This window comes from Streptomonospora sp. PA3 (genome assembly GCF_009728995.1).
GTDB lineage: Bacteria > Actinomycetota > Actinomycetes > Streptosporangiales > Streptosporangiaceae > Streptomonospora.
This window is the reverse complement of the sequence record NZ_VTZW01000015.1, coordinates 46,976-72,708: the sequence shown is the minus strand read 5'-3', so window position 1 is coordinate 72,708 and position 25,733 is coordinate 46,976. Positions and strand designations below refer to the sequence as shown.

The 25,733-nt window shown below is 74.2% G+C and carries 18 protein-coding genes and 1 pseudogene; 13 read left to right on the top strand and 6 right to left on the bottom strand.

Annotated features, from left to right (window positions below; genetic code table 11):
• Positions 1–120: 120 nt before the first annotated feature.
• Both FZ103_RS15300 and FZ103_RS15295 read right to left on the bottom strand, forming a co-directional pair.
• Entirely contained in the window at positions 121–1,905 is a 1,785-nt protein-coding gene (locus FZ103_RS15300; RefSeq protein WP_343233548.1) for a substrate-binding and VWA domain-containing protein, read from the bottom strand.
• 269 nt (positions 1,906–2,174) lie between these two features.
• Entirely contained in the window at positions 2,175–3,884 is a 1,710-nt protein-coding gene (locus FZ103_RS15295; RefSeq protein ID WP_186356356.1) for a substrate-binding and VWA domain-containing protein, read from the bottom strand.
• 334 nt (positions 3,885–4,218) lie between these two features.
• Here FZ103_RS15295 and FZ103_RS15290 point away from each other — a divergent pair, with 334 nt between their 5' ends.
• The 7 genes and pseudogenes from FZ103_RS15290 (at position 4,219) to FZ103_RS15260 (ending at position 11,915) form a co-directional block, all read left to right on the top strand.
• Complete coding sequence (locus tag FZ103_RS15290; RefSeq protein WP_156002007.1) at positions 4,219–4,746, top strand: hypothetical protein; 528 nt, start codon at positions 4,219–4,221, stop codon at positions 4,744–4,746.
• A 60-nt stretch (positions 4,747–4,806) separates the two neighbouring features.
• Positions 4,807–5,631, top strand: a complete 825-nt coding sequence (locus FZ103_RS15285; protein ID WP_156002004.1) for an RNA methyltransferase — start codon at positions 4,807–4,809, stop codon at positions 5,629–5,631.
• Between the two features lie 129 nt (positions 5,632–5,760).
• Entirely contained in the window at positions 5,761–6,666 is a 906-nt protein-coding gene (locus FZ103_RS15280) for a 2-hydroxyacid dehydrogenase (protein ID WP_156002369.1), read from the top strand.
• A gap of 57 nt (positions 6,667–6,723) precedes the next feature.
• Positions 6,724–8,455: pseudogene (locus FZ103_RS15275) on the top strand (bifunctional 3'-5' exonuclease/DNA polymerase).
• Between the two features lie 202 nt (positions 8,456–8,657).
• Positions 8,658–9,836, top strand: a complete 1,179-nt coding sequence (locus FZ103_RS15270; RefSeq protein ID WP_186356355.1) for an NlpC/P60 family protein — start codon at positions 8,658–8,660, stop codon at positions 9,834–9,836.
• A gap of 537 nt (positions 9,837–10,373) precedes the next feature.
• Positions 10,374–11,426 carry a hypothetical protein gene (locus FZ103_RS15265; RefSeq protein WP_156002001.1) on the top strand — a complete coding sequence of 351 codons (1,053 nt, stop codon included), beginning with the start codon at positions 10,374–10,376 and terminating at the stop codon, positions 11,424–11,426.
• 66 nt (positions 11,427–11,492) lie between these two features.
• On the top strand, positions 11,493–11,915 hold the full coding sequence (locus tag FZ103_RS15260; RefSeq protein ID WP_186356354.1) for a hypothetical protein: 423 nt from the start codon (positions 11,493–11,495) through the stop codon (positions 11,913–11,915).
• Between the two features lie 254 nt (positions 11,916–12,169).
• Here FZ103_RS15260 and FZ103_RS15255 read toward each other — a convergent pair whose 3' ends face one another.
• Positions 12,170–13,372 (bottom strand): hypothetical protein, encoded by a 1,203-nt coding sequence (locus FZ103_RS15255; RefSeq protein WP_156001995.1) that lies wholly within the window; start codon positions 13,370–13,372, stop codon positions 12,170–12,172.
• A 395-nt stretch (positions 13,373–13,767) separates the two neighbouring features.
• On the opposite strand from FZ103_RS15255, the gene FZ103_RS15250 reads away from it, so the two are divergent.
• Both FZ103_RS15250 and FZ103_RS15245 read left to right on the top strand, forming a co-directional pair.
• Entirely contained in the window at positions 13,768–14,745 is a 978-nt protein-coding gene (locus tag FZ103_RS15250) for a mechanosensitive ion channel family protein (RefSeq protein WP_156001992.1), read from the top strand.
• Positions 14,746–15,096: 351 nt separating this feature from the next.
• Positions 15,097–16,041 (top strand): glycerophosphodiester phosphodiesterase family protein, encoded by a 945-nt coding sequence (locus FZ103_RS15245; protein ID WP_156001989.1) that lies wholly within the window; start codon positions 15,097–15,099, stop codon positions 16,039–16,041.
• Positions 16,042–16,113: 72 nt separating this feature from the next.
• On the opposite strand, the gene FZ103_RS15240 is transcribed toward FZ103_RS15245, so the two are convergent.
• Both FZ103_RS15240 and FZ103_RS15235 read right to left on the bottom strand, forming a co-directional pair.
• The gene (locus FZ103_RS15240; RefSeq protein ID WP_156001986.1) at positions 16,114–17,736 is read right to left on the bottom strand and encodes a beta-N-acetylhexosaminidase; all 1,623 of its coding nucleotides are present in this window, start codon (positions 17,734–17,736) and stop codon (positions 16,114–16,116) included.
• A gap of 100 nt (positions 17,737–17,836) precedes the next feature.
• A complete protein-coding gene (locus FZ103_RS15235; RefSeq protein ID WP_156001983.1) occupies positions 17,837–19,690 on the bottom strand; it encodes an asparagine synthase-related protein in 1,854 nt (617 codons plus the stop codon).
• Positions 19,691–20,494: 804 nt separating this feature from the next.
• On the opposite strand from FZ103_RS15235, the gene FZ103_RS15230 reads away from it, so the two are divergent.
• From FZ103_RS15230 to FZ103_RS15220, 3 genes are all read left to right on the top strand, one after another.
• The gene (locus FZ103_RS15230; protein ID WP_394350112.1) at positions 20,495–21,442 is read left to right on the top strand and encodes a DMT family transporter; all 948 of its coding nucleotides are present in this window, start codon (positions 20,495–20,497) and stop codon (positions 21,440–21,442) included.
• Entirely contained in the window at positions 21,439–22,758 is a 1,320-nt protein-coding gene (locus tag FZ103_RS15225) for a glycosyltransferase (protein WP_156001980.1), read from the top strand. The genes FZ103_RS15230 and FZ103_RS15225 overlap by 4 nt, the downstream gene beginning before the upstream one ends.
• A gap of 285 nt (positions 22,759–23,043) precedes the next feature.
• Entirely contained in the window at positions 23,044–23,319 is a 276-nt protein-coding gene (locus FZ103_RS15220; RefSeq protein ID WP_222936767.1) for a hypothetical protein, read from the top strand.
• Between the two features lie 21 nt (positions 23,320–23,340).
• On the opposite strand, the gene FZ103_RS15215 is transcribed toward FZ103_RS15220, so the two are convergent.
• A complete protein-coding gene (locus tag FZ103_RS15215) occupies positions 23,341–24,288 on the bottom strand; it encodes a LysR family transcriptional regulator (protein ID WP_156001977.1) in 948 nt (315 codons plus the stop codon).
• 137 nt (positions 24,289–24,425) lie between these two features.
• Between FZ103_RS15215 and FZ103_RS15210 the strand changes: the two genes are divergently transcribed.
• Complete coding sequence (locus tag FZ103_RS15210; RefSeq protein WP_156001974.1) at positions 24,426–25,730, top strand: pyridoxal phosphate-dependent aminotransferase; 1,305 nt, start codon at positions 24,426–24,428, stop codon at positions 25,728–25,730.
• Positions 25,731–25,733 lie beyond the last annotated feature (3 nt).

Below are 25,733 nucleotides of genomic sequence, written 5' to 3'. Positions count from 1 at the left end.
GGGCTCCGCGGTGGGAAAGGATGGTCTATCCGTCGCGCTTGCTTTCGCAAAGCGAGCGCCCGCCCCGATCCCGCCGCGGGCGGGATCGGGACGGGCGCGCGTGCCCTGCAGCGGGCGGGCTCAGCCGGTCTGGCCGGAGGGGTCGAGCCGGTGGGAGAACGCCTCCAGGAAGATGCTGCCGATCTGGGTGGGGTCCTCGGTGGTGTAGGCGGCTCCGCCCGTCACCTCGGCGATCTTGTTCAGCGGCTCCGGGTCGATGTCGGGGCCGAAGGCGATCGTGAAGATCGGGATGGGCCGGACGGGCGAGGACTCCTCCTTCAGCGTGGCGATCAGCTTGTCGAGGCTGATGCTGTCGGGGTCGTCGTTGTTGCCGTCGGTGAGCATCAGGATGGAGTTCACCCGGTCGGCCTTGTAGGTGTCCGACATCTGCCGGTAGGCGGCGAGGTAGGTGTCGTACAGGCCGGTGTCGCCGTCGGGGACGGGCTGCATGGTGTTGAAGGCGTTGGCGAGCGCATCCTCTTGGGTGGCGCCCCCGTCGACCTCGGCGGTCAGCTCGCGGATGGGCAGGACCTCCTCGTAGTCGAGGTCGCCGTTGATTCCCACCGAGAAGCGCCACATGCCCAGCTCGGAGTCGTCGGGGAACAGGCCCAGACCCTGGGTGCCGGCGGCGGCGAGCGTCTGCATCCGGTTCATCCCCGTGCCCGGCACCTCTTCGAGCATGGAGCCGGAGACGTCGACGATCGTCAGCATCCGGGAGTCGAGGTTGAGCCGGTTCCAGGCCTGGGTGAGCTGCTGCACGTTCTCGGTGGAGGGGGTGGGCAGCTGCTCGGGGGGCGATGTCTGGAAGCCGGCGTCCTCGGTGAGCACCTTCGGGTCGGCCTCGCCCTCGCCGGTGCGGAAACCGTCCTGAAGCAGCACCTGCTGGGCCTTCTTGCGGGTCAGCGCCTCGCGGAACAGGTCGGCCGCGCGCGAGACCACCGGGTCGGAGGTGCGGTCGATATAGGGGTAGTCCAGCATGTACGTGCCGCCCTCGGGATAGTCGACCTGCGCCGGGGCGTCGCTGTGGTCCTGGTTGTACTCCCAGGCGGCCTGCTCGGAGAGCACGAGCACGCTGGAGGCTTCGGGGTTCTCGGCCAGGGTGTTGAAGGCCGCCTCCTGGTCGGGCGCGACGCTGCGCTGCAGGGTCTGGAGGGCGGCGACCAGCTGCGGCCGGCCTTCCTCCTCCTCGCCGATCGCGCCGGCGACCAGGGCGAGCGTGGCCATGCCCGAGGAGCTGCGGATGGGGTCGACCAGCTGCACCTGCCGGCCCTCGGCGTCGGAGGTGGGCGCGGAGGTGGGCACGAGCGCGTCCCAGGAGGGCCGGTCCTCGGGCGCGTCGGCCTCGGCCGGACGCGCCAGCACCAGGGGAGAGGAGGCCACCGAGGTTCCGGTGTCGGTGGCGGCGGAGTCGCCGGAGTCCTCGCGGACGAGGTTGGACCACAGCGAGGAGTCGGGGATCCACACGTCGGACTCGGTCTCCCCGGCCGTGGGGCCCGAGCCGGTGATGCCGTAGGTGATGTCGGCCGACTCCGCGGCGCGCACCTCGACCTCCACGCACCGCCCGTCGACGCCGTCGTTGTTCTCGTTGAACCCGGCGGCGATCTCCGTGAGCGCCGGGGCGATCTCGGGACTGGCCGCGACGCTGAGGGGGACGTCCTGCCCGCCGCAGCCGCCGCTGGTGTCGAGCACGTACCAGCCGGTGATACCGAGGCCGATGATGATGGCGAAGGCTGCCGCGAGCGCGGTGAAGGCGCGCCCGCGCCGCCTGCGGCGCCGACTGCGGCCGGAGGGCCGGCGCTCACTGCGGTCCCAGAGGTCCGCGCCGTCTTCGTTGTTTCCGCGGTGGCGTCCCAAAGTCTTCCTCACGGGGGTCTGTTACCTGGCGGGGGGTGTGGATCAGAACGGTACTGAACTCCACATCACGGATTAAAGAACCTCTAAAGGGCGTGAAGTCCCATTTCGGGTGTCCGATGATCATGGTTCGGGCGCGAACGCCCCAGTGGGCCGGGCTTCGCGCGACGCCGCGAAGCGGCCTCGCGCGGCGTGAGGAGGTGATACCGCGCGTAACACCGTTACCCGATCGTAAGCGCCAACGAGGTTACTCCAGTGTCGCGCGCCGTTCACCGGGGGGCTGCTTATCGGCCGCAGTCGGGAACGCACAGCCGGCGGGAGATCGAGCTGAGGAATATGTCCCCGATCTCGCCCGGATCGTCGGTGACCGAAAGGGTACCGCTGGTTGCCGCGGCGATGTCGGCCAGCTCCTGGCGGTCGGGCTGGTCGCCGAAGGCGATGATGAACAGGGTGACGGGGCGCTCGGGGTCGAAGCCGTCCTGCAGTGCGGCGACGAGCTCGTCGTGGGAGATCTCGCTGGAGCCGCCGTCGCGCCCGGCGGTCAGCACGATGACGCTGTTGATGCGGTCCTCGCGATAGGAGTCCGAAACGGTCTCGTAGGCGGCGAGGATGTTGTCGTACAGGCGCGGCTCGCCGCCCTCGGGCTCGATGCCCTCGGCGATCTCCTGGAGTTCCTCGCGGCGGGTGGCTCCGTCGCCCCGGTCGGCGCTGCCCAGCCGGGCCAGCCCTTCGACCTCCTCGCGCCCGGACTCGCCCAGCCGGCTGGACAGCAGCCACAGCCCCAGCTCGGTGTTGTCGGGGAACAGCGACAGCCCCAGCATCGCCGCCTCGCGGGTGACCTCCAGCCGCGTGGTGTCGCCGCCGTCGAGATCGGCCCGCATGAACCGGGAGACGTCGGCGAGCACCAGCGACCGCGAGGGCATGGACAGCCGGTTCCAGTCCTCCACCGCCGACAGCAGCGCGTCGCCGGTCAGCAGGCCGTGGGTCTTCGGCGGCTCGGGGACGATGCCGGTCACGCCGTGCAGCGCCGCCGGGGCGGTGCCGTCGGGCTCGCGGAAGCCCATCTCCCGCAGCCGCTCGCGGTAGGGATCGGTGCGCAGGATCGACCACAGGTCCTCGGCCGCGGCCCGCATGGCCGGGTCGTCGCTGGTCGCGGCGAAAGGGTAGTCCAGGCTCACCGTCCCCTCCTGCGGATACAGCGCCTGCAGCGGGGTCTGCGGCCCGCCCCGGTTGTACTCCACGACGGCCCGCTCGGGCACCACGGCCAGGGGAGCGGGGCCGGCGGGCACGGGGTAGACCGCGTCCAGATCGATCTCGCCGAACGCGGTGTCGGGCTGGGCGTCGCGGACGAAGTCGGTCATGGCGGTGTCGGCCGCGTCGCCGGTGCCCAGGTGCCGGCGGACGGCGTGCATCGCCGCCATACCGGGGGTGCCGCGGTTGGGGTCGACCATCACCAGCGGGCGCTCGCCGGGGCGCTCCTCGGGCAGCATCATCTCCCAGTGCGCGGCGCCCGGCTCGGGCAACTCCGCCGTTCCGGCGGGAGCGGCGACGACGACGGGCGTGGAGACCAGCGAACGCGGATCGGTGTCGATGGTGCGCGCGCCCGACTCCGAGACGCGGGCGAGTTCGATCCAGGCCGAGGACTCCGGCACCCACACGTCGGGCGCGATCGTGGAGCGGCCGGTGGGCCCGCCGGAGAGCTCGGTCATGACTCGGTGCGGCGGCACCTCGGCGGCCTGTGCGAAGACGCACACCCCGGAGTACTCGCGTCCGGCCCGGTTGAACTCGTCGGCGGCCTGCTGCAGCACCGGTGCGATGCTCAGCGCGGCGGCGACGCGCAGATAGCGGGTCTCGCCGCACCCGGCGAAGCGCACGGCGACGGGCACGGCCACGCTCAGCGCGGCGATGAGCGCCAGCACCGCGGCCGTGATCCCCAGGGGGGAGGTCAGCGCGGTGCGGGTGCGCGAGGGCAGGCGGTGTCGGCCGTTGGGCACGTGGTCTCCGGGGGTGAGCGGGTGCTTGGCCGTGACCTTACTGGTAGGTAACGCGGGAGAGAAGTGCCACAGTCGAGGCTGGACCGAACCGGAAGCCCGGCGTGGCCACTCTTACCGGACATGGCTAGTATGCGTAGTCGGTTCAGACCGGTATCTTGCGTACCTTGCGACGCATGCGCCACTGCGGCCGGAGTGCTCCGGCCCGCGCGGCGCCGGGATGCCTGTTCCCCGGTGCGACGGGCGCATCCACGGGTAGCGCGGATGGCAGGAGGCGTTGCGGACTCGCGTCCCGCAGTCGCGCCGTGTAGTTGGTCGACTTCCTAGAGTGGCGGCTATGGTGAAGCAGAAACCCCGCCGCGGGGTGATCGGTTCCGTCGGGACCGCGGTCCTGGGCGCCCTCTGCCTGGGCGGAGCCCTCTCCTACGGCATCGCCGTCGGCGGTTCCCTCATGGCTCCCGAACCCCCGCCCGCGACCGAATCCGCGGTCAACGCCGTCAGCGACGTGGGTTCCGCCCCGGAGCCCCCGGTGGGGCAGCTGCGCATCCAGGTCGTCGACGAGCACCGCGCCTACATCCAGAACCTCACCTGTGAGGGCGACCCCGCGACCGATCCCGCCGCCTGCGCCGAGCTGGCCCGGGTCGCGGCGGAGTGGGCCGCCGCCTCGGCCGAGGGCGCACCCGACGACCCCTTCGCCGAGGTCGCCGAGGGCGCGGTTTGCACCGAGAAGTCCTACGGGCCCCAGGAGGCCGTCATCACCGGCACCTGGGAGGGGCAGCGAGTCCACACCCGGGTCGACCGGTCCGACTCCTGCCAGGAGGCCCGCTGGCAGCGCCTGCGCCCGGTGACCGCCCCGCTCGGTTAGCGGGCCCCCTCCGTCGGCCCGGTCGGCGCGGCCGCCGCGGGCGGCCGATAATCGGTGGCCATGGACGTCATCGAGGTGCCCGACCCCGACGACGCGCGCCTGGCCGACTACGTCCGGCTGCGCGACGTCAACCTGCGCAAGAGCATCGAGGCCGAACACGGGCTGTTCATGGCCGAGGGCGACAAGGTGATCCGGCGGGCGCTCGCCGCCGGATACGCGCCCCGCTCGCTGCTGCTCACCCGGCGCCGCCTCTCCGCGCTCAGCGACCTCGCCGCAGCGGTCGACGCCCCCGCCTACGTGGTCGACGACTCCGTCGTCGAGCGGCTGACCGGCTTCGACGTGCACCGCGGCGCACTGGCGTCGTTCCACCGCCGCCCGCTGCCACCACCCGGCGAGGTGCTCGACGGCGCCCGCCGCGTCGTCGTCCTGGAGGACGTCCTCGACCACACCAACGTGGGCGCGATCTTCCGCAGCGCCGCCGGGCTGGGCGTCGACGCCGTGCTGCTGGCACCCCGCTGCGCCGATCCGCTCTACCGCCGCTCGATCAAGGTCTCCATGGGCGCGGTCTTCACCCAGCCCTACAGCCGGCTGGCCGACTGGTACGGCGGCCTGGACGAGCTGCGCAGCCGCGGTTTCCACCTGCTGGCGCTGACCCCCGACCCGCAGGCCGCCGCGCTCGCCGACGCGCTGGAGCACGCCGGCGGCCAAGCGGTGGCGCTCCTGCTGGGCAGCGAGGGCGACGGCCTGTCCTCGCGCTGGCTGGAGCAGGCCGACACCGGCGTGCGCATCCCGATGTCCGGGCGCGCGGTCGACTCGCTCAACGTCACCGCCGCCGCGGCCATCGCCTGCTACGAGCTGATGCGCCCGTCCGCACGGCCGGGCTGAGGGGCCCGCGGCCCCGTCCCCGCCCACCGCGCCCGCCGCGGAGTGCGGCGAGGTGCTAGAAGTGGGGCACAGCGGGCGCGGTCCGCCCCGGACCGGGCGATGACAGCCACGACGAGCAGTGGGGGAGAGATGGCCGAACGCGTACTGGTGCCCTGGGCCGAGAACCTGGAGAACGCGCCGGCGGGGCTCGCCGGCGACGTCTACGGCGGCGCGGGCGAGCCCGCCGCCGACCTGTCGCAGGTCGGGTTCTACGTGGTTCCCTACGGCCGCGACCAGCGGCTGGATCTCATCGGGCGGATGCCCCGGCTGCGCGTCGTCCAGCTGCTCACCGCGGGCTACGAGCGGGCGCTGGAGCACCTGCCCGACGGCGTGGAGCTGTGCAACGGGCGCGGCCTGCACGACGCCAGCACCGCCGAGCACGCCCTGGCCCTCATCCTCGCCGCGCAGCGGGACCTGCCGCGCTGGGCCGGCGACCAGGCCGCGCAGCGCTGGGCCCCGCACTACACGCGCTCGCTGGCCGACTCCCGGGTCCTCATCGTCGGCTACGGCAGCATCGGCGCCGCCCTGGAGGCGCGTCTGGCGCCCAACGAGTGCGACGTCGTGCGGGTGGCCCGCCGCGCCCGCCCCGATCAGGGCGTCCACGGCATCGACGAGCTGCACCGGCTGCTGCCCGACGCCTCGATCGCGGTGCTGACCGCGCCGCACACCCCCGAGACCGAGGGCCTGCTCGGCGCCGCGGAACTGGCGCTGCTGCCCGACGACGCCCTGGTCGTCAACGTGGGCCGCGGCGCGCTGCTGGACACCGCCGCGCTGCTGGCCGAGAAGGGGCGGATCCGCGCGGCCCTGGACGTCACCGACCCCGAACCGCTGCCCGCCGGCCACCCGCTGTGGGAGGCGCCGGGCGTGTTCATCACCCCCCACGTGGCCGGCGGCGCCGACACCTTCTACCCGCGCGCCCGCCGCTTCGTCGACGAGCAGCTGCGGCGCTGGGCCGCGGGCGAGCCGCTGGCCAACGTCGTGCGCGCAGGGAGCTGAGCGGCGCGGCGGTCCCGCGCGGCGAATTCGTCACCGCCGTGGCGCAGACTTGCGGGTATGCGGATCGCGGCGGTGGCGGAGACCGAAGGCGGTGGCCGCCTGCGCGAGGTGGCCGCCGGGCCGGGCTCGCGCGGCGCCGCGCGGCGGGTCGGCGACCTCGCCGGAGCCGTCGCCGACTACGAGCGGTGCGCCGCCTCCCCCGCGCCGCATCGCCCGCGGCCCCAGGCCGGAAAGGACGGCGCCTCCTCGTCTCCGGTGCGCTGGATCCTCGCCGACGCCGCCCGGTTCTATCCGCCGCTGCTGGAGCGCGGCGTGCGCATCGCCCGCTGCCACGACGTCTCCCTGGTCGAGGCGCTGCTGCTGGGCTACCGCGGGCGCTTCGGAGAGGCGCACTCGCTGGGGGGCGGCCTGGGCGCGCCTGCACGGCCGCGAGGTCCCGCCCGACCCCGCGCCCGCCGCCGCCGAGGGGGCGCACCCCCAGCCCGCCCTGTTCGACGCCGACCGATCGACACTGCCGCCCGGTACCGATCCGCTCGATGCGCTGGTCGAGGTCTACACCGACCAGCAGCGCCGCATCGCCGAGCTGCCCCGCCCCGGGCGCTTCGCGCTGCTGGCCGCCGTCGAGTCGGCCGGAGCGCTGGCCGCGGCCGAGATGACCCACGAGGGCGTCCCCTGGCGCGCCGACATCCACGACGCGGTCCTCACCGAGCACCTCGGCCCGCGCCCGTCCGCCGGGGCGCGCCCGCCCGTCCTGGCCGACCTCGCCGCCCGCATCCGCGAGGCGTTCGGGCGCAGCGTCAACCCCGACTCCCCGGCACAGCTGCTGCGGGCCTTCGAGGCGATCGGACACCCGGTCCCCTCCACGCGCGCCTGGGTGCTCCAGCGCGTCGACCACCCGGTGGTGCCGCTGCTGCTGCGCTACAAGGAGCTTGCCCGCCTGCACTCCGCGCACGGATGGGCCTGGCTGGACACCTGGGTCTCCCAGGGGCGGTTCCGTCCGGACTACGTCGTCGGCGGCGTGGTCTCCGGGCGCTGGGCCGCGCGCGGCGGCGGGGCCCTGCAGATCCCCAAGGCCCTCCGGCGCGCCGTGGTGGCCGACCCGGGCCGGACCCTCGTGTGCGCCGACGCCGGCCAGCTGGAGCCGCGCATCCTGGCCGCTGTCTCCGGCGACTCCGCGCTCGCGGCGGCGGCCGGCAGCGACGACCTCTACGCGCGGCTGGCCCGCTCCTTCGGCGGCGACCGCCAGCGTGCCAAGATCGCGCTGCTGGCCGCGATGTACGGGCAGACCAGCGGCGACGCAGCCGCACTGCTGCCGCGGCTGCGCCAGGCCTATCCCCGCGCCGTCGACTACGTCGACTCCGCCGCGCGCGACGGCGAGCAGGGGCGGCTGGTGCGCTCCTGGCTGGGCCGCACCTGCCCGCCGCCGGCCTGGCAGGAGCCGGCCGGCGCGCAGGACGACCCGGGGCGGGCCCGCAGCGACCGGGCGGCGCGCGAACGCGGCCGCTTCACCCGCAACTTCGTCATCCAGGCCACGGCCGCCGAATGGGCGCTGGTGCTCATGGCGGCGGTGCGGCGCGGGCTCGCCGGCCTCGACGCCTCCGGCCCGGCCGCCCGGCTGGTGTTCTTCCAGCACGACGAGCTGGTCCTGCACGTGCCGCGGGCGCTGGCCGAGCCCGCGGTCGAGACTCTGCGCGCCGCCGCGGACGAGGCGGCGGCGCTGATGTTCGGCCGGACCCCCGTCCGTTTCCCGCTCGACATCGCCGTCGTCGACCGCTATTCGCAGGCTTGAGCCCTGTGTCGACGACCGCGCGCCGCCGTGGAAATCCCTCCTGCCGCGTTCGGCGGCGCTGACCTGGCGGGCGATCCGAACACGCCCGCAGTTAACGATTCGGACGCTTGAAATCGGCACCGAGGGGACACCATGCTTATAGCCGACCGAAAGGTCGGCAACGTCTTCGGTCGGCGGCGGATAGCAGGAGAGCGGGGTACACGTGCGGCATCGGTGGAAATCGTGCGCGGGGACGACTGCGGCGTTCGCGGTGGCGTTCACCGCCTTCGGCGCCGCTCCGGTGTGGGCCGCCCCCTCGCCCGAGGTCCAGCAGCGGCCGTCCGTCGAGGAGCAGCTGGCCGGCGCCGAGCACCGGCAGCAACCCGGCGACCCCGCGTCCTCCCCGCCCGTGGGCGACACCGGCGAGCTGCGCGACGACGTCGAGGTGGCCGACTTCGCAAAGGCCCGCTCGCGCGAGTACTTCGCGGTTCTGCCCCGGTCGATCCCCCAGCGCAGCATCGAGCGGGTCGCCGGCCTCAAGGGCGTCGACTCGGTCGAGGTCGTCGACGCCGCCAGGATGAACGTCGACGGCGAGAGCACGGCCGTGCTCGGCGTCGACCCCTCCAGCTTCCGCAACTACGCACCCGAGCCCTCCGCCGAATCCGACGACATCTGGCGCGGCATCGCCGAGGGCCGCGTAGCCCTGTCCGACGAGGCCGGCAAGCAGCGCGGCCTGGACGTGGGCAGCCGGGTCGACCTGGCCGGCGCCGAGGGGAAGGTGACGCGCGAGGTGTGGACCCACGCCACCTCCGGAGTCGCCGGGATCGACGCGCTGATCTCCCGGAACCTGGCCGAGCGGCTGGGCTTCCCGCGGGGCAACGCCCTGATCGTCTCCGCGCCCGAGGCCGACCTGTGGCGGCTGCAGGAAGACCTGAAGACGGCCCTGGGCGACGAGGCGTCGCTGCAGCTCCTCGCCGAGGACCCCCGGCCCCGGCCCGCCGGAGCGCCCGGCGAGGCGCTGGACCGCGCCACCCTCGAAGCCGCGATCGAGGCCGCCAAGACGCGGATCGGCGTGCCCTACGTGTGGGGCGGCGAGTCGATGTCCGAGGGCGGCTACGACTGCTCCGGTCTCGTGCAGTGGGCGTTCAAGCAGGCGGGCGTGTCCGTTCCGCGCGTCACCCACAACCAGTGGTTCGCCGGCGAGCAGCTCGACTTCGCCGATGCCCGCCGCGGCGACCTGATCTTCTGGCGCAACGACCCCACCGCGCCCGACTACATCTCCCACGTCGCCATCTACCTCGGCGACGGGCGCATGCTGGAGTCGCCCCGCACGGGGCTGGACGTGCGCATCACCGACGTCCGCATGGACAACATGGCCGGCGTCGTGCGCGTGCACCGCTGATTCCGCCGCCGGCGGGCCCGGACCGCACGGCGGCCCGCGCCGCCTTCGCACCCGCCCCTCGGTGCGGTACGCCGCCTGCGCCGTGCGCCGGTCCGGCGGGAGTGAGGACGATGAAGGGGCGGCGCCGCGCCGGCACCGCCCCTTCGCTCCTGTCGTATGAGCCCAGCCGGGAGGGGGTGGCTGGACTCCACAGGAGAGGGCGCAGGGCAAGTCACTGAGGGAGGGGGAGCCAGCGAAACCAGCCCTGCATGTGGTCCATTGGCGATGGCGCCCGAATGGAAGCGGCCCATCGACTTCTGGATCAAGGTAAGCAGTGCCCGGCCGTTTTGGCAAGGGCGGAGTTCACCCCGGCCAAGCCGCTAAACAGGGCAGAAGCCGCATTTCTCGGTTATTCCACTCTTACTCCTCTCCATGGGCGCTCAGCTGGCAAAGCTGGGTAGAAGTAGCCATACAGGCATGACCGACGCCCATATCCGACACGGGCGCCCGGACGGTGCCGAATGGGGCCTGCGGGCCGCACAGCAGGGGAGGAGGGCCATGGAGGGATACATCGGAAGGCCCGAGGACACGGCGGTGCGGCTCCGCGGCGGGGCGCCCGCCGCCGAACCGCCCGCCCGCCCGCCGGATCCGGCCGGGGACTTCGCGGGCTACCGCGCCTACGACGCGGCCGACGGCGGGTACGGGGCGCTGGCCCTGGCCGAGGAGCAGACGGCGGCGCAGATCCTGCTGCGCGGGCTCATCGACGACGCCGGGCTCCTGCCGCCCCCCGCTCGGTCCGCGGGCGGAGCCTGGGCGCCCGGCCCCGCGGCGGGACCGCTTCCCATGGTCCAGGCGGTGGAGCGGCACCGCTCGGACCGGATCGTCGGCCACCCCATGCTCTCCCACCGCCTGCTGTGCCCGGCGAGCCGGTGGGGCGACCTGCTCAAGCGGCTGGACGGCAGCGACCCGATCGACGCGGCACTGGTCATCGACACCGACGAGGGGATGGCCGGCGAGGTGCCCCAGCGCGACTCGCGGGTGCGGGTGTCCCACTACGAGATCCGCGCCCGCGCCGACGACCTGCGCCTGGTGGCCGCCCTGTTCCGCAACGGCGACATCGGCGCCGCGGGCCGCATCGTCTATTTCGAGCCGGTCCGCGAACCCGGCTGGCTCGACGCCGTCGACGTCCTCAGCGGCGCGCGGCCCCTGGGCGCCAAGATCCGCTGCGGCGGCCCCCGGCCCGAGCTCGTGCCCGGCGTCCGCGAACTCGGCGCCTTCGTCACCGCCTGCGTGGAGCGCGACGTCCCCTTCGTGGCGAGCGGCGGCCTGCCCCAGGCGGTGGGCAGCGCCGACCCCGCCACCGGAGCGGTGCGCTACGGCTACCTGAACCTGCTGCTGGCCACCGCCGCCGTCGTGGAAGGCGACTACGAGAGCGTTCCCGACCTGCTGGCGGGCACCGACGCCGCCTGGCTGGCCCGCCTGGCCGCCGGACTGCAACCGGTGACCGCCCTGCGCACCCGGGAGCTGCTCGTGGGCTACGGCGCGCGCAGTACGGGCGATCCGGTACGCGAGGCCGCCGCGCTGGGGCTGTTGGGGGCCTGGGAGGTGTGAGCCGGCCCGGGCCGGTGCGCAGGCCTGCGGGGCCGGGGTGCTCGGGGGCGAGGGGTGAGGAGGACCGTGCGGACCACGTGGGTGCCCGGAGCCGATGGGGCCGGATACGGCGCGGACAACCTCCCCTACGGCGTCTTCGTGCGCGGCGACGCCCCGCCGCGCGTCGGAGTGCGCGTGGGGGAGTGGGTGCTCGACCTGGCCGGCGCGCTGGGTGATCCGGAGTTCGCGGCGCCCTCTCTCAACCCGTTCATGGCGCGGGGATCGACCGCCTGGCGCGCCACCCGGGCCAAGGTGAGCGGGATGCTCGCCGACGAGAAGGGCCGCCCGGCCGCCGAACCCCACCTGGTTCCGCTGTCGGAGGCCGAACTGCTGCGCCCTTTCGACGTGGCCGACTTCGTCGTGCGGATCGGCGCCTGGGCGCAGGGGATGAGCGGCGGGCGCATCCGGCTCGGCGAGGTCAGCGCGACGCTGCAGCCTGCGGACGGCTGACGCGCGAGGCGGCGCCCGACGCCGCGGGCGACCGGTGCCGGCAGGGGGCGGCCCCGTCCCGCCGGTCGCCGCCGCACCGGCGGCCGGCCGAAGCCCCGGGTCCGGTCTCCGAGCGCCCCGCTGCCGCAGCCCGGCCCGAGGGCGCGGGTCGGCGCAGGAGAACGGCGCGGATCGCGCCCGCACCGGCGGCCTCGCGCCGCACCAGCCGACCTGCGCAGGGTCCCGCGCCTGCCAGGCGCCGCAAAGGCGGCTCGCTAACGTGCGTGCTCGGACTGCCGGGCGCCCTGCCGCGGGCCGACCGCCTCGTCCAGCCGGGTGTCCAGGGCGGAGACGACCTGCTGCACCTGGCGCGTCTCGGCTCCCAAGCGCGCGGCGCAGACCCGTGCCGCCTCGTGCTGGGTGTCGGAGCCCACCGAGCGCCACAGCTTCAGCAGTTCGCCGCTGTCCGCGGCGACCTCGGCCGGCCGCGCATCGGACTCCTTCAGCAGCAGCTCCTCGGCCAGGCAGGTGCGCACGGCCATCGGCGACATGCCGGAGGCGGGCCCGTCCGGGCCGGTCCCGGCAGGCTCCGCGCCGGCGGATCCGCTCCCGCCGGCCCCGGTACCGGGCGGCGCCCCGCCCGAATCGCCGGAGGCCGCAGCGGGCGGCTGCGCGCCAGTCTGGGGAGGCTCTTCGGGCGCCGCCACCGCGGCGCCGGGCGAGGGATCCGCGGCCCGCTGCGGCGCGATCCGCCGGATCGGCACGCTCTCCTCCGGCGGAGCCTGCGTCCCCGCTGCACCGGCAGGCTCCTCAGCCGATCCGGCGGCGCCTCCCTGCTCGGTGCCCGCGGCGGTGTCGCCGCCCTGCGCGCCGCCGACCGGGCCCGAGGGCGCCCCGTCGTCCGCTGCGCCCTCCTGCCCGCCGGGCTGGGCGTCCTGGCCGGGATCCCCCGGCTCGGTGCGCTGCCGCACCCCCGCGGAGAAGGAGGCCAGCTCCCCGGAGTCCCAGCGGGCGGGCCGCAGGTAGGTCCCCACGCCCACGCCGCGTTCGGGGACCCAGAACATCTCGCCGGTCCGCTCCGACAGGTAGGCGGCGGCCCCGTTGGTCCGCGTCCGCTTCAGCGACGCGTCCTCAAGGTGGCCGTAGCGGGCCGCGCGCAGGTCCTCCACGTCGCCGATCCGCGCCGAGCGGACCACGGTGACCCGGCCGTGGACCCGGTCGGAGGCCACCCAGGAGATCGCCGAGGAGCGCCCGTCGGCGTCCGCCGCGGAGACGGCGTGGATTCCCAGCCGTTGGAGTCCCGGCGGCAGGTACCGCACCTCGAACCCGTCGATGGTGTACGTGGAGCCCTGCTGCTGGGCCGCCGGCCGCTCGCCGGGTCCGCCCGCCGCCGCGGGCCCGGCGGCCCCTAACAGGCCCGCCGCGGACAGCGTGGCGGCACCTGCCAGCGCGATCCATCGCTTCCGGTGATTGCGCATGCTCGGACCTCTCCATCGGTTTGCCAAGCGCATGTCGGTGGCCGGCCGGGGCGTCAGCGCCCCGCATGCCACCACTCAATAAAATCGCACGGAGAGTAATCATTCGCTCACAAGAAGCGGTACGCGTGTCGTGTGCCGATTCCGCGCGCGGGCCTTGGGAGGGGAGTGGGCGCTGCGGTCGGTGACCGGGCAGGGACAGGGTCCCGGCCGCTCGGCGCCCGCCGGCCGACCGCGGTGCCGGTCAGCTTCGCGGCGTGCTCCGGCTTGCTCGATCATGGCAATATTTTGGCTGGTAGATGGGCTTATGGCACGATGGCCGGTGACCTGTCCCCCGATCCCCCGCCCAGCCGGCAGCGGTCCGGCGGGCGCGGAACCGCGCATTCGAAGGAGAGCACATGGCAGGGGAGCACACGCTGGACGCGGCCGCACCGTCGCTGGTCGGCGGTGGCGGGCACGCGGCGCTGGTGGCCCAGGGCGGCCCCCTCGTCGACTGGCTCTCGGAGAACTCGGGGGTCTTCATCTCCGGCGGCCTGCAGATCGTGCTCATTCTGCTCATCGCCGTGATCCTGCGCGCTGTCGCCGGGCGCCTCATCGACCACTCCATCAAGCGCATGGCCGCCTCGCACCGGCGCATCGGCAACGGGAAGCTGGGCACCCGGGTGCTCGCGAAGGGCAACGGGACCAGGAACGAGCGCCAGGAGCAGCGGGCCGAGACGATCAGCTCGGTGCTGCGCAGCGTCGCCTCGTTCGTCATCCTCGGTGTCGCGATCGTGATGGTGCTGGGCGAGCTGGGGATCAACCTCGGGCCCATCCTGATGAGCGCCGGGGTGCTCGGCCTGGCCATCGGCTTCGGCGCCCAGAGCCTGGTGCAGGACTTCATGTCCGGCATCTTCATGCTGATCGAGGACCAGTACGGGGTCGGTGACACCGTGGACGTCGGCGACGCCGTGGGCACCGTCGAGGGCGTCAGCCTGCGCGTGACCAAGGTCCGCGACCTCAACGGCGGCCTGTGGTATGTGCGCAACGGCCAGATCATGCGCGTGTGCAACATGAACCAGGACTGGGCGAACGCGGTCGTCGAGATGCCGCTGGACGCCTCCGCCGACGTCGGGCACGTGCGCGAGGTCGTCGAGCGCAGCCTCGACGCGTTCGCCGAGGACCCCGAGCAGGCCGGCAAGTTGCTGGAGCGTCCCACCGCCAACGGCGTGGTCGGGATCGCAAACGGCGCCGTGACCTTCCGCGTCACCGCCAAGACCAAGCCCGGCGAGCAGTGGGCACTGGGCCGCGACCTGCGGGGCCACCTCAAGCGCCACTTCGACGAGGCCGGCATCCGGATGGCCTACCCGATGCCCGTCAACCCCGCCGGCGCCTAGCGGCTCCGGGCGGCGGCCGGTTCACTCACCCCTCCGCCCGTCCCTCCCCGGCGCCGCGCAGCCGCCCGCACGCAGCAGGCGCCGGGGAGCCTGTGCCGCGGCCGAACCCGAGGTCCTCCCCGGCGGCGCTCCCGTGTCCGGCGGGTGCTGGCCCCGCGGGTCGCCCCTCACTAGGATGCGCACACTGCGCAACCGGCCTGTCACCGAAGGTTTCGGCGGTGCCGCGCCGGCGATCGCCTGCGCGGCGGAGTTCGCGGACGCGGCACGGCGGGCTCTCCTCGGCGCAACCCGGGCGCAACCGTTCGGGGTCAGTCTTGGACGGTCAGTGATGCACCGAAGCGAGGGAGTGACATGTTCCGACTGTCCGGGTTCGCGGTCGCGGCCCTGGCATTGGCCCTGGCGGGCGGCGGCGTCGCAGCCGCGGCGCCCGCTTCCCCCGCATCCGCCGCCCCGCCGGCGACGCCCCAGGCGGGCGCCGCCGGCCTCCCCAAGCAGCGGGTTCCGGCCGTCCTCGACATCGCCCACCGCGGCGCCTCGGCGTATGCGCCGGAGAACACGCTGGCGGCCGTCGACGCCGCGCACCGGCTCGACGCCACCACGGTGGAGCTGGACGTCCAGCGCACCGCCGACGGCGAACTCGTCCTCATGCACGACACCACCCTGGAGCGCACCACCGACGCCGAAGAGGTCTTCCCCGGCCGCGACTCCTACGCGGTCGCCGACTTCACGCTCGCCCAGCTGCGCCGCCTCGACGCCGGATCCTGGTTCGGCCCCGAGTTCGCGGGCGAGCCCGTGCCGACACTGGACGAGGCGCTGGACCGGATGCGCCGCCACCGGTTGAACTTCCTGCTGGAGGTCAAGTCGCCGGAGCTGTACCCCGGGATCGAGGACGACATCGCCGCGGCCCTGCGCGCCAACCCGTCCTGGCTGGCACCGCGGCCCTCGTGGCGCTGGCCGCGGCTGGTGATCCAGAGCTTCGACTGGGAGTCGATGCGGCGCTCCCACGACCTGCTGCCGCGGGTGCCGCACGGACTCCTGGGCAAGGTCCCCGCCGCCGAGATCGGCGACTACGCGGCCTGGGCCGACCAGATCAACCCCAACCACACCGCGATCGACGCCGACTACGTCGAGCGCGTGCACGGCGCCGGCATGGAGGTGCACACCTACACCGTCAACGAGCCCGGCGACATGCGCGCGGCCATCGCCAAGGGCGTCGACGGGCTCATCTCCGACCGCCCCGACGTCGCCCGGCAGGTCATCGCCGAGGAGACGGCCGGCGCGGCTCCCGCCGCCTGACCGGCGGCGACCTTCCGCGGTTGTGCCCGCCCGGCCTGCCGGGCGGGCACAACCGCGCACCGCCGGCGCGAGTCAGGACCGCGGACGCCCGGCCACGCCCGGGCGCCGCTGCCAGGGCCGGGGCCCCGACAGCGGGCGGTACTCCACGCCCAGCGCCTCCAGCCGCAGCAGGTGGCCTTCGAGCCGGGGCAGGAACTCCGCGTAGTCCCGCGGGCCCGCCGACCACACCGCCTCGGCGAAGGCCGACAGCCGGGGGAAGACCATGTAGTCGACGGCGCGGGGGCTGTCCATGTGCTCGGTCCAGACGTTGACCTGCGCGCCCAGCACGTGCCGCGCCTCCTGCTCCGACAGTTCCGCCGGCACCGGCTCGGCGGCGTAGACGTCGGCCGTCGTCAGCACCGTTCCGACGGGGATCGGCTCGTCGGCACCGTCGGACTGGCGGTAGTCCAGGTAGGAGGTGTCGGTCGGGCACATCACCACGTCGTGGCCCGCGCGGGCGGCGGCGACGCCGCCTTCGGTGCCGCGCCAGGACATCACGGTGGCGCCGGGCGCCAGGCCGCCTTCGAGGATCTCGTCCCAGCCCAGCAGCCGCCGCCCGCGCTCGGTGAGGTAGGCGTCGAAGTGCCGGACGAACCAGCTCTGCAGCTCGTCCTCGTCGGCCAGGCCCTCCTCGCGGATGCGCCGCTGGGCGGTGTCGCTGACGCGCCACTGCTTCTTAGGGCACTCGTCGCCGCCCACGCACACATAGCGGCTGGGGAACAGCTCCAGGATCTCGTCGAAGACGTTGCGGTAGAACTCCAGCGTGGCGTCGGTGACGTTGAGGACGTTGTCGATGATCCCCCATTGCCTGCCCACGCCCACCGGCTCGCCCTCGCCGAGTTCGGGGTAGGCGGCGATGGCGGCCTGCGAGTGTCCGGGGATGTCGATCTCGGGCACCACGGTGATGTGCCGCTGCGCGGCGTAGGCGACGATCTCGCGGATGTCGTCGCGGGTGTAGTAGCCGCCGTGGGGGCGCCCGTCGAAGGCCGGAGGCAGGCCGGCGCCGACCTGGCTCTCCTCGCGCCAGGCGCCGACCTCGGTCAGGCGCGGGTAGCGCTCGATCTCCACCCGCCAGCCCTGGTCATCACTCAGATGCAGGTGCAGCACGTTGAGCTTGTGCAGCGCCAGCAGGTCGATGAAGCGCAGCACGTCGTGCTTGGGCATGAAGTGCCGTGCCACGTCGAGCATGCATCCGCGCCAGCCGAAGCGCGGCCGGTCGGTGATGCGCACGCTGGGCAGCCTCCACTGCCCGGGGCCGGCCGCCGGCGCGCGGCGGTAGGCGGTCGGCGGCAGCAGCTGGCGCAGGGTCTGGGCGCCGTAGAAGACCCCTGCCGGGTCGTGGCCGACGATCAGCGCGCCCTCGGCGTCGACGATGAGCCGGTAGCCCTCGGCGCCCAGGCCCGCAGCCGGGTCCACGCTCAGCCTGAGCTGCGCGCTCTGGCCGTCGCCGCGGGGCAGCGGCAGGCCGGTGGCCGCTCCCAGTTCGGCACGCAGCCACACCTCGGCGCCGCGGGCGGCGGAGTCGGCGTCGATCCTCGTCGAGGGGGTGAGGGCGAGGCCGTCATAGGCGCCCGTCGACAGTTCGGCGGGGCGCGGCACCAGCGAGTCAGCGGGCACGGAAGGGCTCCCATCCGGTCTAGACCAGTTTCGCACCATGGTGCCATGCCCCGAAGGGCGCGGCCACGCCCGGTCCGGCCCTCCGGCGCCGGCCGGCCGTGGAGCCTGCGTGAGGCGACCGCCGCCGCGCGCCGATCCGTCAGCGGATGGGGATGCGGATGCGCTCCGCCGACTGGTCCGCGGGCGCGTCTCCGGAGAGCCACTCGTCGGAGAGCAGGACGGCCATCGAGTACAGGTGCCAGACCTGCTGCGGCCGCGGGACCGGGTCCTCGCGCATGACCGCCTCGATCCGGTCCTTGTCGACCAGGTCGAACAGCTCGGGGGTGTCCAGGATCCGCTCCCGCATCGGCGCGATGTACTCGGGCCCGAGCTTGCGCCGCCAGTCGAACCCGCCCACGGTCGTGCGGGCCTTGAGCGCGTGGCGGCGGCGGCGCGCCCTGCGCCGCAGCGGGTGGAGGATGCGCCGCTGGTCGAAGCGCCAGGGGCGGTCGGCCACCGGCAGCCGGGCCAGGTCCGGCGCCAGGTGCTCCAGCAGCCGGAACACGACCTCCTCCGACCAGCGCCAGCTCGGGGACAGGCGCATGGCCTCCCGGCGCACCCGGTGGTCCAGGAAGGGGTGATACATGCAGTACCCGATGAGTGTGGCCGTGCGCGAGCCGGGCAGCCACCGTCCGCTGCGGAAACGCAGGAACATCCGGTCCAGGCCCACGGTCAGGTCGGGGAACTCCTCGGTGTAGGCCGTGTAGAGGCGCTGGGCCTCGGCGTTGGCCTGCGGGGTCATCAGCGCGGTCTGGGCGCGCGTGATCGTGTGGAACTTCTTGAGCAGTCCCTCGCGCTCCAGGCTCTTCTGGTCGTTGAGCCAGCCGCCGCGCAGCGCCTCGCCCCCCGACCCGGACAGGCGCGCCTCCAGCAGGAACTCCTTGGGCGCGATGACGTTCTCGAACGCCGAGTTCATCCCCTCGGTCATGCGCACCAGCCGCAGGGTGCGCGGCAGCGGGTGCTCGACGAGCACGGCGTCGTCGCCGTCGCGCTCGGGCTCGGTCACCCGGTGGTCGGCCACGCCCAGCCGCTCGCAGATCCGGCGGGCCAGGACGACGTCGGGATGGTCCTCGAAGCCGCGGGTGGTCGCTCGGAACGGGATGCCCGCGGCGTGCAGCGCGGCGGCGACCAGGCGGCTGTCGCGGCCGCCGGTGAGCGAGAGGGAGACGGCCTCCTGGTGCTTGCGCACCGGCTCGACCGAGGCCGCCAGCGCATCGGCCAGCGCCCGAACCCGCGCGCGCCGCGCCCGTCTGCCTCCGGGGGCGGGCTCGGGCTCGGGCAGGCCGCGCTCGAGGGTGCGCGCGACCCCGTCGCGGATGCGCAGCGTGCTGCACTCGGTCAGCGTGGTGGTGCCGCGGAAGGGCGTGTGGTCGGTCAGGTAGAAGCCGTGGCGCACCAGCGCCTGCATCGGGGGGACGTCGTACTCCGGGGACGGCGGCAGCGGCGCGCCGGGGCCCTCCTCGGCGGCGCGGGCGACCAGGTGCACCAGCGCCGCGCGGTTGCCGGCGACGTGCAGCCGCGCCCGCTCGGTGAAGTAGACCGGGTCGTTGCGGGTGATGGTCGTGACGGCGTCCACGCCGGCGGGTGTGGCGCGGAAGACGCCGAAGGCCCCGCCCGTCGCGTCGACGAGGGGGCCGGGATCCCGGTCCGGGCCGAGTGCGAGCAGCCGCTTGCGGTCGGCGGGGTCGGCCAGGTAGCCGCTGTAGCCCAGTACGCCCTCGCCGCTGTCGCCGTAGGCCAGGAGCGGTTCGGGGAGCCATTCGTGCTCGGGCTCGTTGGTCCAGGCCAGCAGCGCGACGTCGTGCCGCGGCGACATCCAGGAGGAGTGCCGCAGCGTCTCGGCGGGTACCGGGAGCACCCGGTCGGCCAGGGTGCGCGCCGCGGCGACGACGAATTCGGGGATGGGGGCCGCGCCGTCGGGCGCGGCGGAGTTGAGCGCCAGGTAGAAACGCATGCGGATCTCCTTCGAGATCGTTGGGCGGGGTGTCGGCGGGGCGGGCGGCGGGATCCTCGGCGGCGGATCGGGCCCGTCTCCTCAGTGGACGCGGTACCTTCCCCGGAAGTGCACGCGCGCGCGGCCGTTAAGCGAATTGTCCGCCGGCGTTCACCGATATCCGCGCAATGACATGCCGAGGGGTGGAAACGGCCGCCCGCGCCCCGGACGAACCACTGCTGACCTGGGCGATCCCCGGAACAGGGCATTCCTGGGATGTTTCTGGGATAGGCGGTGATCGTGCGTGGTACCGGATTTCCGCGGCCTCGACGAGCCGCTTCCGGACTTCACGGCGGCGCAAGCCGTGCTCGGCCGCCGCCGCGGAGAGCGGTAAACCGGATAAGCGGTGAACACCCGCGGCCGGAAAACACGGAGGGTCGGCGCGGCCGACTGTGGCCACCGGCACGAAGAGCGTGTCCCGCCGGCGCACGGCGGAGGACTTGGCCGCGGTCGGTGCGGGTAGGGGGCCACACGGCGGCCCCGGCGGAGGTCACCGACTCTTGACCGGATGTTTCCCCTGATTCCCCGGCAGGCGGGAGCCAGGACAGCTCGATGCGATATGCAGGGAGAACAGTCGGCCGGCGGCGGTGAGCCGGCGCGGGGACCGCGCACCCGGGCGGGGCAGTAGGGGTGGCACTACCCGGATCGGGGTGGTGACTTCCTCGCTTCGCCGCAGGCGTTGTACTTGGCTGGTTGCCAGGCAGGAGGGGCGCCCGAGCGGCGCCGCGACGACCGCCGACCACGGGGGGAGGCGCACCGAGCGTGATCGTCTGGTCCGTACTCATCGCCCTGGCAGGCGCGTTCTGCATGGCTCTGGGCTCGGCGCTGCAGGAGCGCGACGCGGTGCGGGCCCCGGGCCGCAGCGTGGCGCCCGTGGGTTTCCTGGTGCACCTGGCGCGGCGTCCGCGCTGGGTGCTGGGAACCGTTGGCGCGGGTGCCGGCGTCGCGCTGCACCTGGTCGCGCTCAGCGGCGCTCCCTTGACCATCATCCAGCCCATCGGCGTCACCGGGCTGCTGTTCGCGATCATCCTCTCGGCGCTGTTCAACCGCCGCCGGGTGCGAGCCGGCCAGATCGTCGCCGGTGCGGCCGTGATGATCGGCCTGGCCGGACTCCTGTTGCTGTTCCCGCACACGGCCCGGACCCCGCAGATGTCGGCGGGCGTCGGGCTGGCGCTGACCGGATCCGTCGTGGGACTTGGCCTGGCCGTCTACGTGGCGGCCCACTGGGTGCGGCCCGCCCCCCGGGTCCTGCTGCTCGCGGCGGTGGGGGGCGCGGCCCTGGGCACCACATCGGCCCTGGCCCGCGTGGTGGCCGCCAACGCGGCGACCGACGCGAGCGCGGTATTCACCTGGCTGACGCCCCTGTGCCTGGGGGCGGCCGTCTTCGGCGGGCTGTTCCAGCAGAACGCCTACCGCACCGGGCACTTCGCCGCCGCTTACGCGACGCTGCTGGTCGTCGATCCCATCACGGGGGCGGGTATCGGCGCGCTGCTGCTGGGCGAGGGCCTGCCGGCCACCCCCGCCAGCCAGGCGCTGGCCACGGCGGCGGCGCTGCTGGCCATCGGCGGCACCGTCGCGCTGGCCCTGGCGCGCAACCGCAATCCCGAGGCGGCGCGGCCGGCTCCGGCCGGCCCCGAGCCGCCCGCGACCAAGCCCGATCCCGCTTCGGCGGGCTCCCGATCCACCACCACGACTTCAGGAGAGTCCCGATGACCCCCTTGAGCCAGCGAGTACCGCTCCGCCCCGGCCCCCGGGAGGACGCCGGCGGGCACGACCGGCTCCGCATCCTCATCGCGGCCGACACCTACCCGCCCGACGTCAACGGCGCGGCCTACTTCACCTACCGCCTCGCCACCGGTCTGGCCGCCCGCGGCCACGACGTGCACGTCGTCTGCGCGTCGCCCACCGGCGAGCCCGGCGTCCGGGTCCGCTCCGGAGTGACCATGCACTACCTGCGGTCGGTGTCGGTGCTGGTGCACGAGACGATGCGCACCACGCTGCCGGCGGGGATCAACGGCCACCTGAGCCGGCTGATCGAGCGGCTGCGCCCCCACGTCGTGCACGCCCAGAGCCACTTCACCGCCAGCCGCACGGCGATCGCCCGCGCCCGCCTGGCGGGTGTGCCGGTCGTGCTGACCAACCACTTCATGCCCGACAACCTGTTCGCCCACGCCCACATCCCCGAGCGGCTGCACAGCATGGTGGGAACGCTGGCCTGGCGCGACATGGTGCGGGTGGCCCACGCGGCCGACCACGTCACCACACCCACCGAACGCGCGGCCGCCCTGCTCACCGAGAAGGGGTTCGACCGCCCGGTGGAGGCCGTCTCCTGCGGTATCGATCTGGAGCGCTTCCACCCGCGCCCGGCCGAGCGCGGTGCCGCGCGCGAGCGGTTCGGACTGCCCGACCGCGACACCCTCGCCTTCGTCGGCCGGCTCGACGAGGAGAAGCGCATCGACGACCTCATCCGGGCGCTGGCGCTGGTGGCGGAGCGCCGCGACGCGCAGCTGGCGCTGGCCGGCGTGGGGCAGCGCGAGCAGGAGCTGCGGCGGCTGGCCGCCGAACTGGGGGTTGCCGAGAGGGTGCACTTCCTGGGCTTCGTGCCCGACGCCGACCTGCCGCAGGTCTACGTCGCCGCCGACCTGTTCGCCATCGGCAGCGTCGCCGAGCTGCAGAGCATCGCCACGTTGGAGGCCATGTCCACCGGCCTGCCCGTCGTGGCCGCCGACGCGCTGGCGCTGCCGCACCTGGTCTCGCCCGGGCGCAACGGCTACCTCTACACGCCCGGCGACGCCGGGGCGCTGGCCGAGCACATGCTGGCGGTGCTGGAGCCCGAGCGGGCGCGCGCCGAGATGGGCGCCGCCAGCCGCGAGATGGCTCGCAAGCACGACCACCGGCGCTCCCTGGACCGGTTCGTGGAGATCTACGGCGAGGTCCGCCCGCGGCGCTCGGCCGGGCTGCGCCGGTCCCGTATGCCGCTGAGCGGCGCCGGCTCCCGGCCGCGCCGCCGCCCGGTGATCGCCGCCTGATCCCGCCCGCGCGCCGGCCGTCCGCGAGGAGGCGGCGCCCGCCGTCGCGCCCGGTGCACCCGGCGCGTCCCCGACCGCGCGGGCCTGCTCCCCGGCCGCTGTGCCCCGTCGCTTATGGGGGAGTTCGTAGCGATGCGCACCTCTCGTCCGGTTTGGCGCTGTCGGTGACTTTCCGCATTCTTTGCGTCACATACCGGTGATAGCTGATCGGGCGCCGGATAGATCTCAGGTGTGTGGTTCGTTGGGGCGGGCCGCCTCAACGGGGCGGCGGCGCATATCCACGGTGTGGCCGTCCGGTTGCGGCAGGTCCAGCGTGAGGCGGACGAGTGCGACGCGGCACTCGTCGGCCTGGAGCGCGCCCACGCCGAGATCCAGCGCAAGGTCGAGGCCGCCGAAGCCGAAGTGGAGGCGCTGCGGCGGCAGCGGATCGAGGCCTACGAGCGCTTCTGGGTCGTTCGCGAGCAGCGCGACCGCGCCCGCCACGTCTCTCGGCGGCTGCGCAGGCGGCTGGAGCGCATGCACCGCCGGCTGCGGCCGTTCGAGGGCTGCGTCGGCGACTGACCGGGTGTCCGCGCGGCCGCCTCACTTCGATTCGGCGCCGGTCAGGGACTCGTCCAAGGTCTGCTGCACCTCCGCGGCCGCCTCGCGCAGGGCCCGCAGCGTCGCCTCGATCGCCGGGCGGCGCAGGCTCGTGGCGCGCACGACCGCATAGGCGTCGCGGGTCGGCGCCTGCGGCAGCAGCCGGAAGGTGAGGTCGGAGGTCGTGTCGGCCGCCAGCGCCAGCGCGGGGACCGCGGCGATGCCGATCCCCCGCGCCACCAGGTTCAGAATCGTCCCCTGGCCCTGGAACTCCCAGGCGGTGGCGGGCGGGCCGCCCACGGCGGCGAAGAGGCGGTCGGTGCCCGCGCGCGAGGGCTCGCCGCGCGGTGCGGCGATCCAGGGTTCCTCCAGCAGCCGGGGCAGCTCGACGGGCTGCCCGGGCTCGGCCAGTGGATGCCCGGACGGAAGCGCCAGCACCAGGGGATCGCGCAGCAGGTGCACGTGCCGCAGCTTGCCCGCCCTGCTGTCGGGCCGCCGCCCCGACCAGTCGTCGATCACCGCGATGTCCACCTCGGCCGACGCGACCTCTCGGACGCTGGCCGCGCCGATGCTCTGCCGCAGCACCAGTTGCAGGCCCTCGTGGCGGCGCAGGCTCTGGGCCAGCAGCGGTGCCAGGGCGAGCGCGGCGGTGGGGAAGGCGGTGACGGTGACCAGGCCCTGTGCCACACCGGACTGCGCCGCCAAGACCGACTCGGCGGCCTCCACCATGGCCAGGATCTGCTCGGCGTGCACGGCCAGCAACCGGCCGCTGTCGGTCAGCTCGGCGCTGCGCGCGGTGCGGTCCAGCAGTTGGGTGCCCGCCTCGCGCTCCAGCGCCGACAGCTGCTGGGAGACCGCGGAGGGGGTGTATCCCAGCGCCTTGGCCGTGCCCGCGATGGTCCCGCGCTGCGCGAACTCCTTGAGGACCTGCAGTCGCCACAAATCAAGCATAAGAACAACTTACTCTCTGCATCGCAAAGAGTCGCTTGTACTGATGGCGGGACGTGGGCAGTGTGATCGTAGGGACCCGGGGTGCACGCCCGGGCCGGAACATCCGCCAACCGGACCTCTTCGGAGTTGATCTGTCCATGTCTGTCACCGTGTCCGCGACCCTCGCCGTGAACGAGGCACTCGCCGAGAAGCGGCGCCGGGGACTGCCCGTCCTGCCGCTGGGATTCGGCGAAGCGGGCCTGCCCGTCCACCCCGCCATGCGCGAGGCCCTGGTTTCGGGAGGTGACAGGAACGCCTACGGGCCGGTGGCCGGCGCCGCCGAACTGCGCGATGCCGCGGCCGGGTACTGGCAGCGCCGCGGTCTGCCGACCGACCCCGACCTGGTGGTCGCCGGTCCCGGCAGCAAGCCGCTGCTCTACAGCTTGCTGCTGGCCATCGGCGGCGACACCGCAGCCGCCGCGCCCAGCTGGGTCAGCTACGCCGCGCAGGCCCAGCTGGCCGGATACCGCTGCATGCAGATCCCCACCGCGCCCGCCCAGGGCGGCGTGCCCCAGCCCGACCTGCTGGCCGCGGCGGTGGGCCAGGCCCGCGCACAGGGCCGCGACGTCCGGTCGGTCATCGTGACCGCTCCCGACAACCCCACCGGCACCCTGGCCTCCGCCGCGACGGTGCGCCGCCTCGCCGAGACGGCCCGCGACCTGGACCTGGTCGTCATCTCCGATGAGATCTACCGCGACCTGGTCCACGAGCAGGGCGCCGAGGTGCACAGCCCCGCCGAGTATGCGCCCGAGCGCACCGTGGTCTCCACCGGCCTGAGCAAGAACCTGGCGCTGGGCGGCTGGCGGCTGGGAGTCACCCGGCTGCCCGACAGCGCACTGGGGCGCTCCCTGCGGGCCGCCCTGCTCGGGGTCGCCAGCGAGATCTGGTCCAGCCCGGCCGGGCCCATCCAGCAGGCCGCCGCCTACGCCTTCACCGAACCCGCCGAGCTCACCGAGCGGGTCCGCGGCAGCGCGCGGCTGCACGGAATCGTCGCGCGGGCCGCCGCCGACCGCTTCGCCGCGGCCGGAGCCATGGTCGCCGCGCCGCAGGCGGCGTTCTACTCCTACCCCGACCTGGAGGCCTGGCGCGGCCACCTGGCCCGCGAGCACGGCATCACCACCGGCGCCGGGCTCACCGCGCTGCTGCTGGAGGAGTACGGGATGGGCGTGCTGCCGGGCTCGGAGTTCGGCGACAGCACCGCGGCGCTGCGGATGCGGGTGGCCACCAGCCTCCTCTACGGCGACACCGACGAGCAGCGCCGGGCCGCGCTGGCGGCCGACGACCCCCTCGCCCTGCCCTGGATCGCCGAGCACCTGGACCGGCTCAGCGAGGTCCTGGATCGCGTGGGCCCGGCACAAGCGCTCGACGGCCCCGGTGAGCCGGCCGCCCGAGCGCGCGACTGACCG

Coding starts and splice junctions, on each gene's coding strand:
- FZ103_RS15285 (WP_156002004.1), top strand. CDS start 4,807: ATGGACGTCATCGAGGTGCCCGACCCCGACGACGCGCGCCTGGCCGAC.
- FZ103_RS15215 (WP_156001977.1), bottom strand. CDS start 24,288: ATGCTTGATTTGTGGCGACTGCAGGTCCTCAAGGAGTTCGCGCAGCGC.
- FZ103_RS15210 (WP_156001974.1), top strand. CDS start 24,426: ATGTCTGTCACCGTGTCCGCGACCCTCGCCGTGAACGAGGCACTCGCC.
- FZ103_RS15280 (WP_156002369.1), top strand. CDS start 5,761: ATGGCCGAACGCGTACTGGTGCCCTGGGCCGAGAACCTGGAGAACGCG.
- FZ103_RS15240 (WP_156001986.1), bottom strand. CDS start 17,736: ATGGTGCGAAACTGGTCTAGACCGGATGGGAGCCCTTCCGTGCCCGCT.
- FZ103_RS15265 (WP_156002001.1), top strand. CDS start 10,374: ATGGAGGGATACATCGGAAGGCCCGAGGACACGGCGGTGCGGCTCCGC.
- FZ103_RS15235 (WP_156001983.1), bottom strand. CDS start 19,690: ATGCGTTTCTACCTGGCGCTCAACTCCGCCGCGCCCGACGGCGCGGCC.
- FZ103_RS15225 (WP_156001980.1), top strand. CDS start 21,439: ATGACCCCCTTGAGCCAGCGAGTACCGCTCCGCCCCGGCCCCCGGGAG.
- FZ103_RS15255 (WP_156001995.1), bottom strand. CDS start 13,372: ATGCGCAATCACCGGAAGCGATGGATCGCGCTGGCAGGTGCCGCCACG.
- FZ103_RS15290 (WP_156002007.1), top strand. CDS start 4,219: ATGGTGAAGCAGAAACCCCGCCGCGGGGTGATCGGTTCCGTCGGGACC.
- FZ103_RS15250 (WP_156001992.1), top strand. CDS start 13,768: ATGGCAGGGGAGCACACGCTGGACGCGGCCGCACCGTCGCTGGTCGGC.
- FZ103_RS15245 (WP_156001989.1), top strand. CDS start 15,097: ATGTTCCGACTGTCCGGGTTCGCGGTCGCGGCCCTGGCATTGGCCCTG.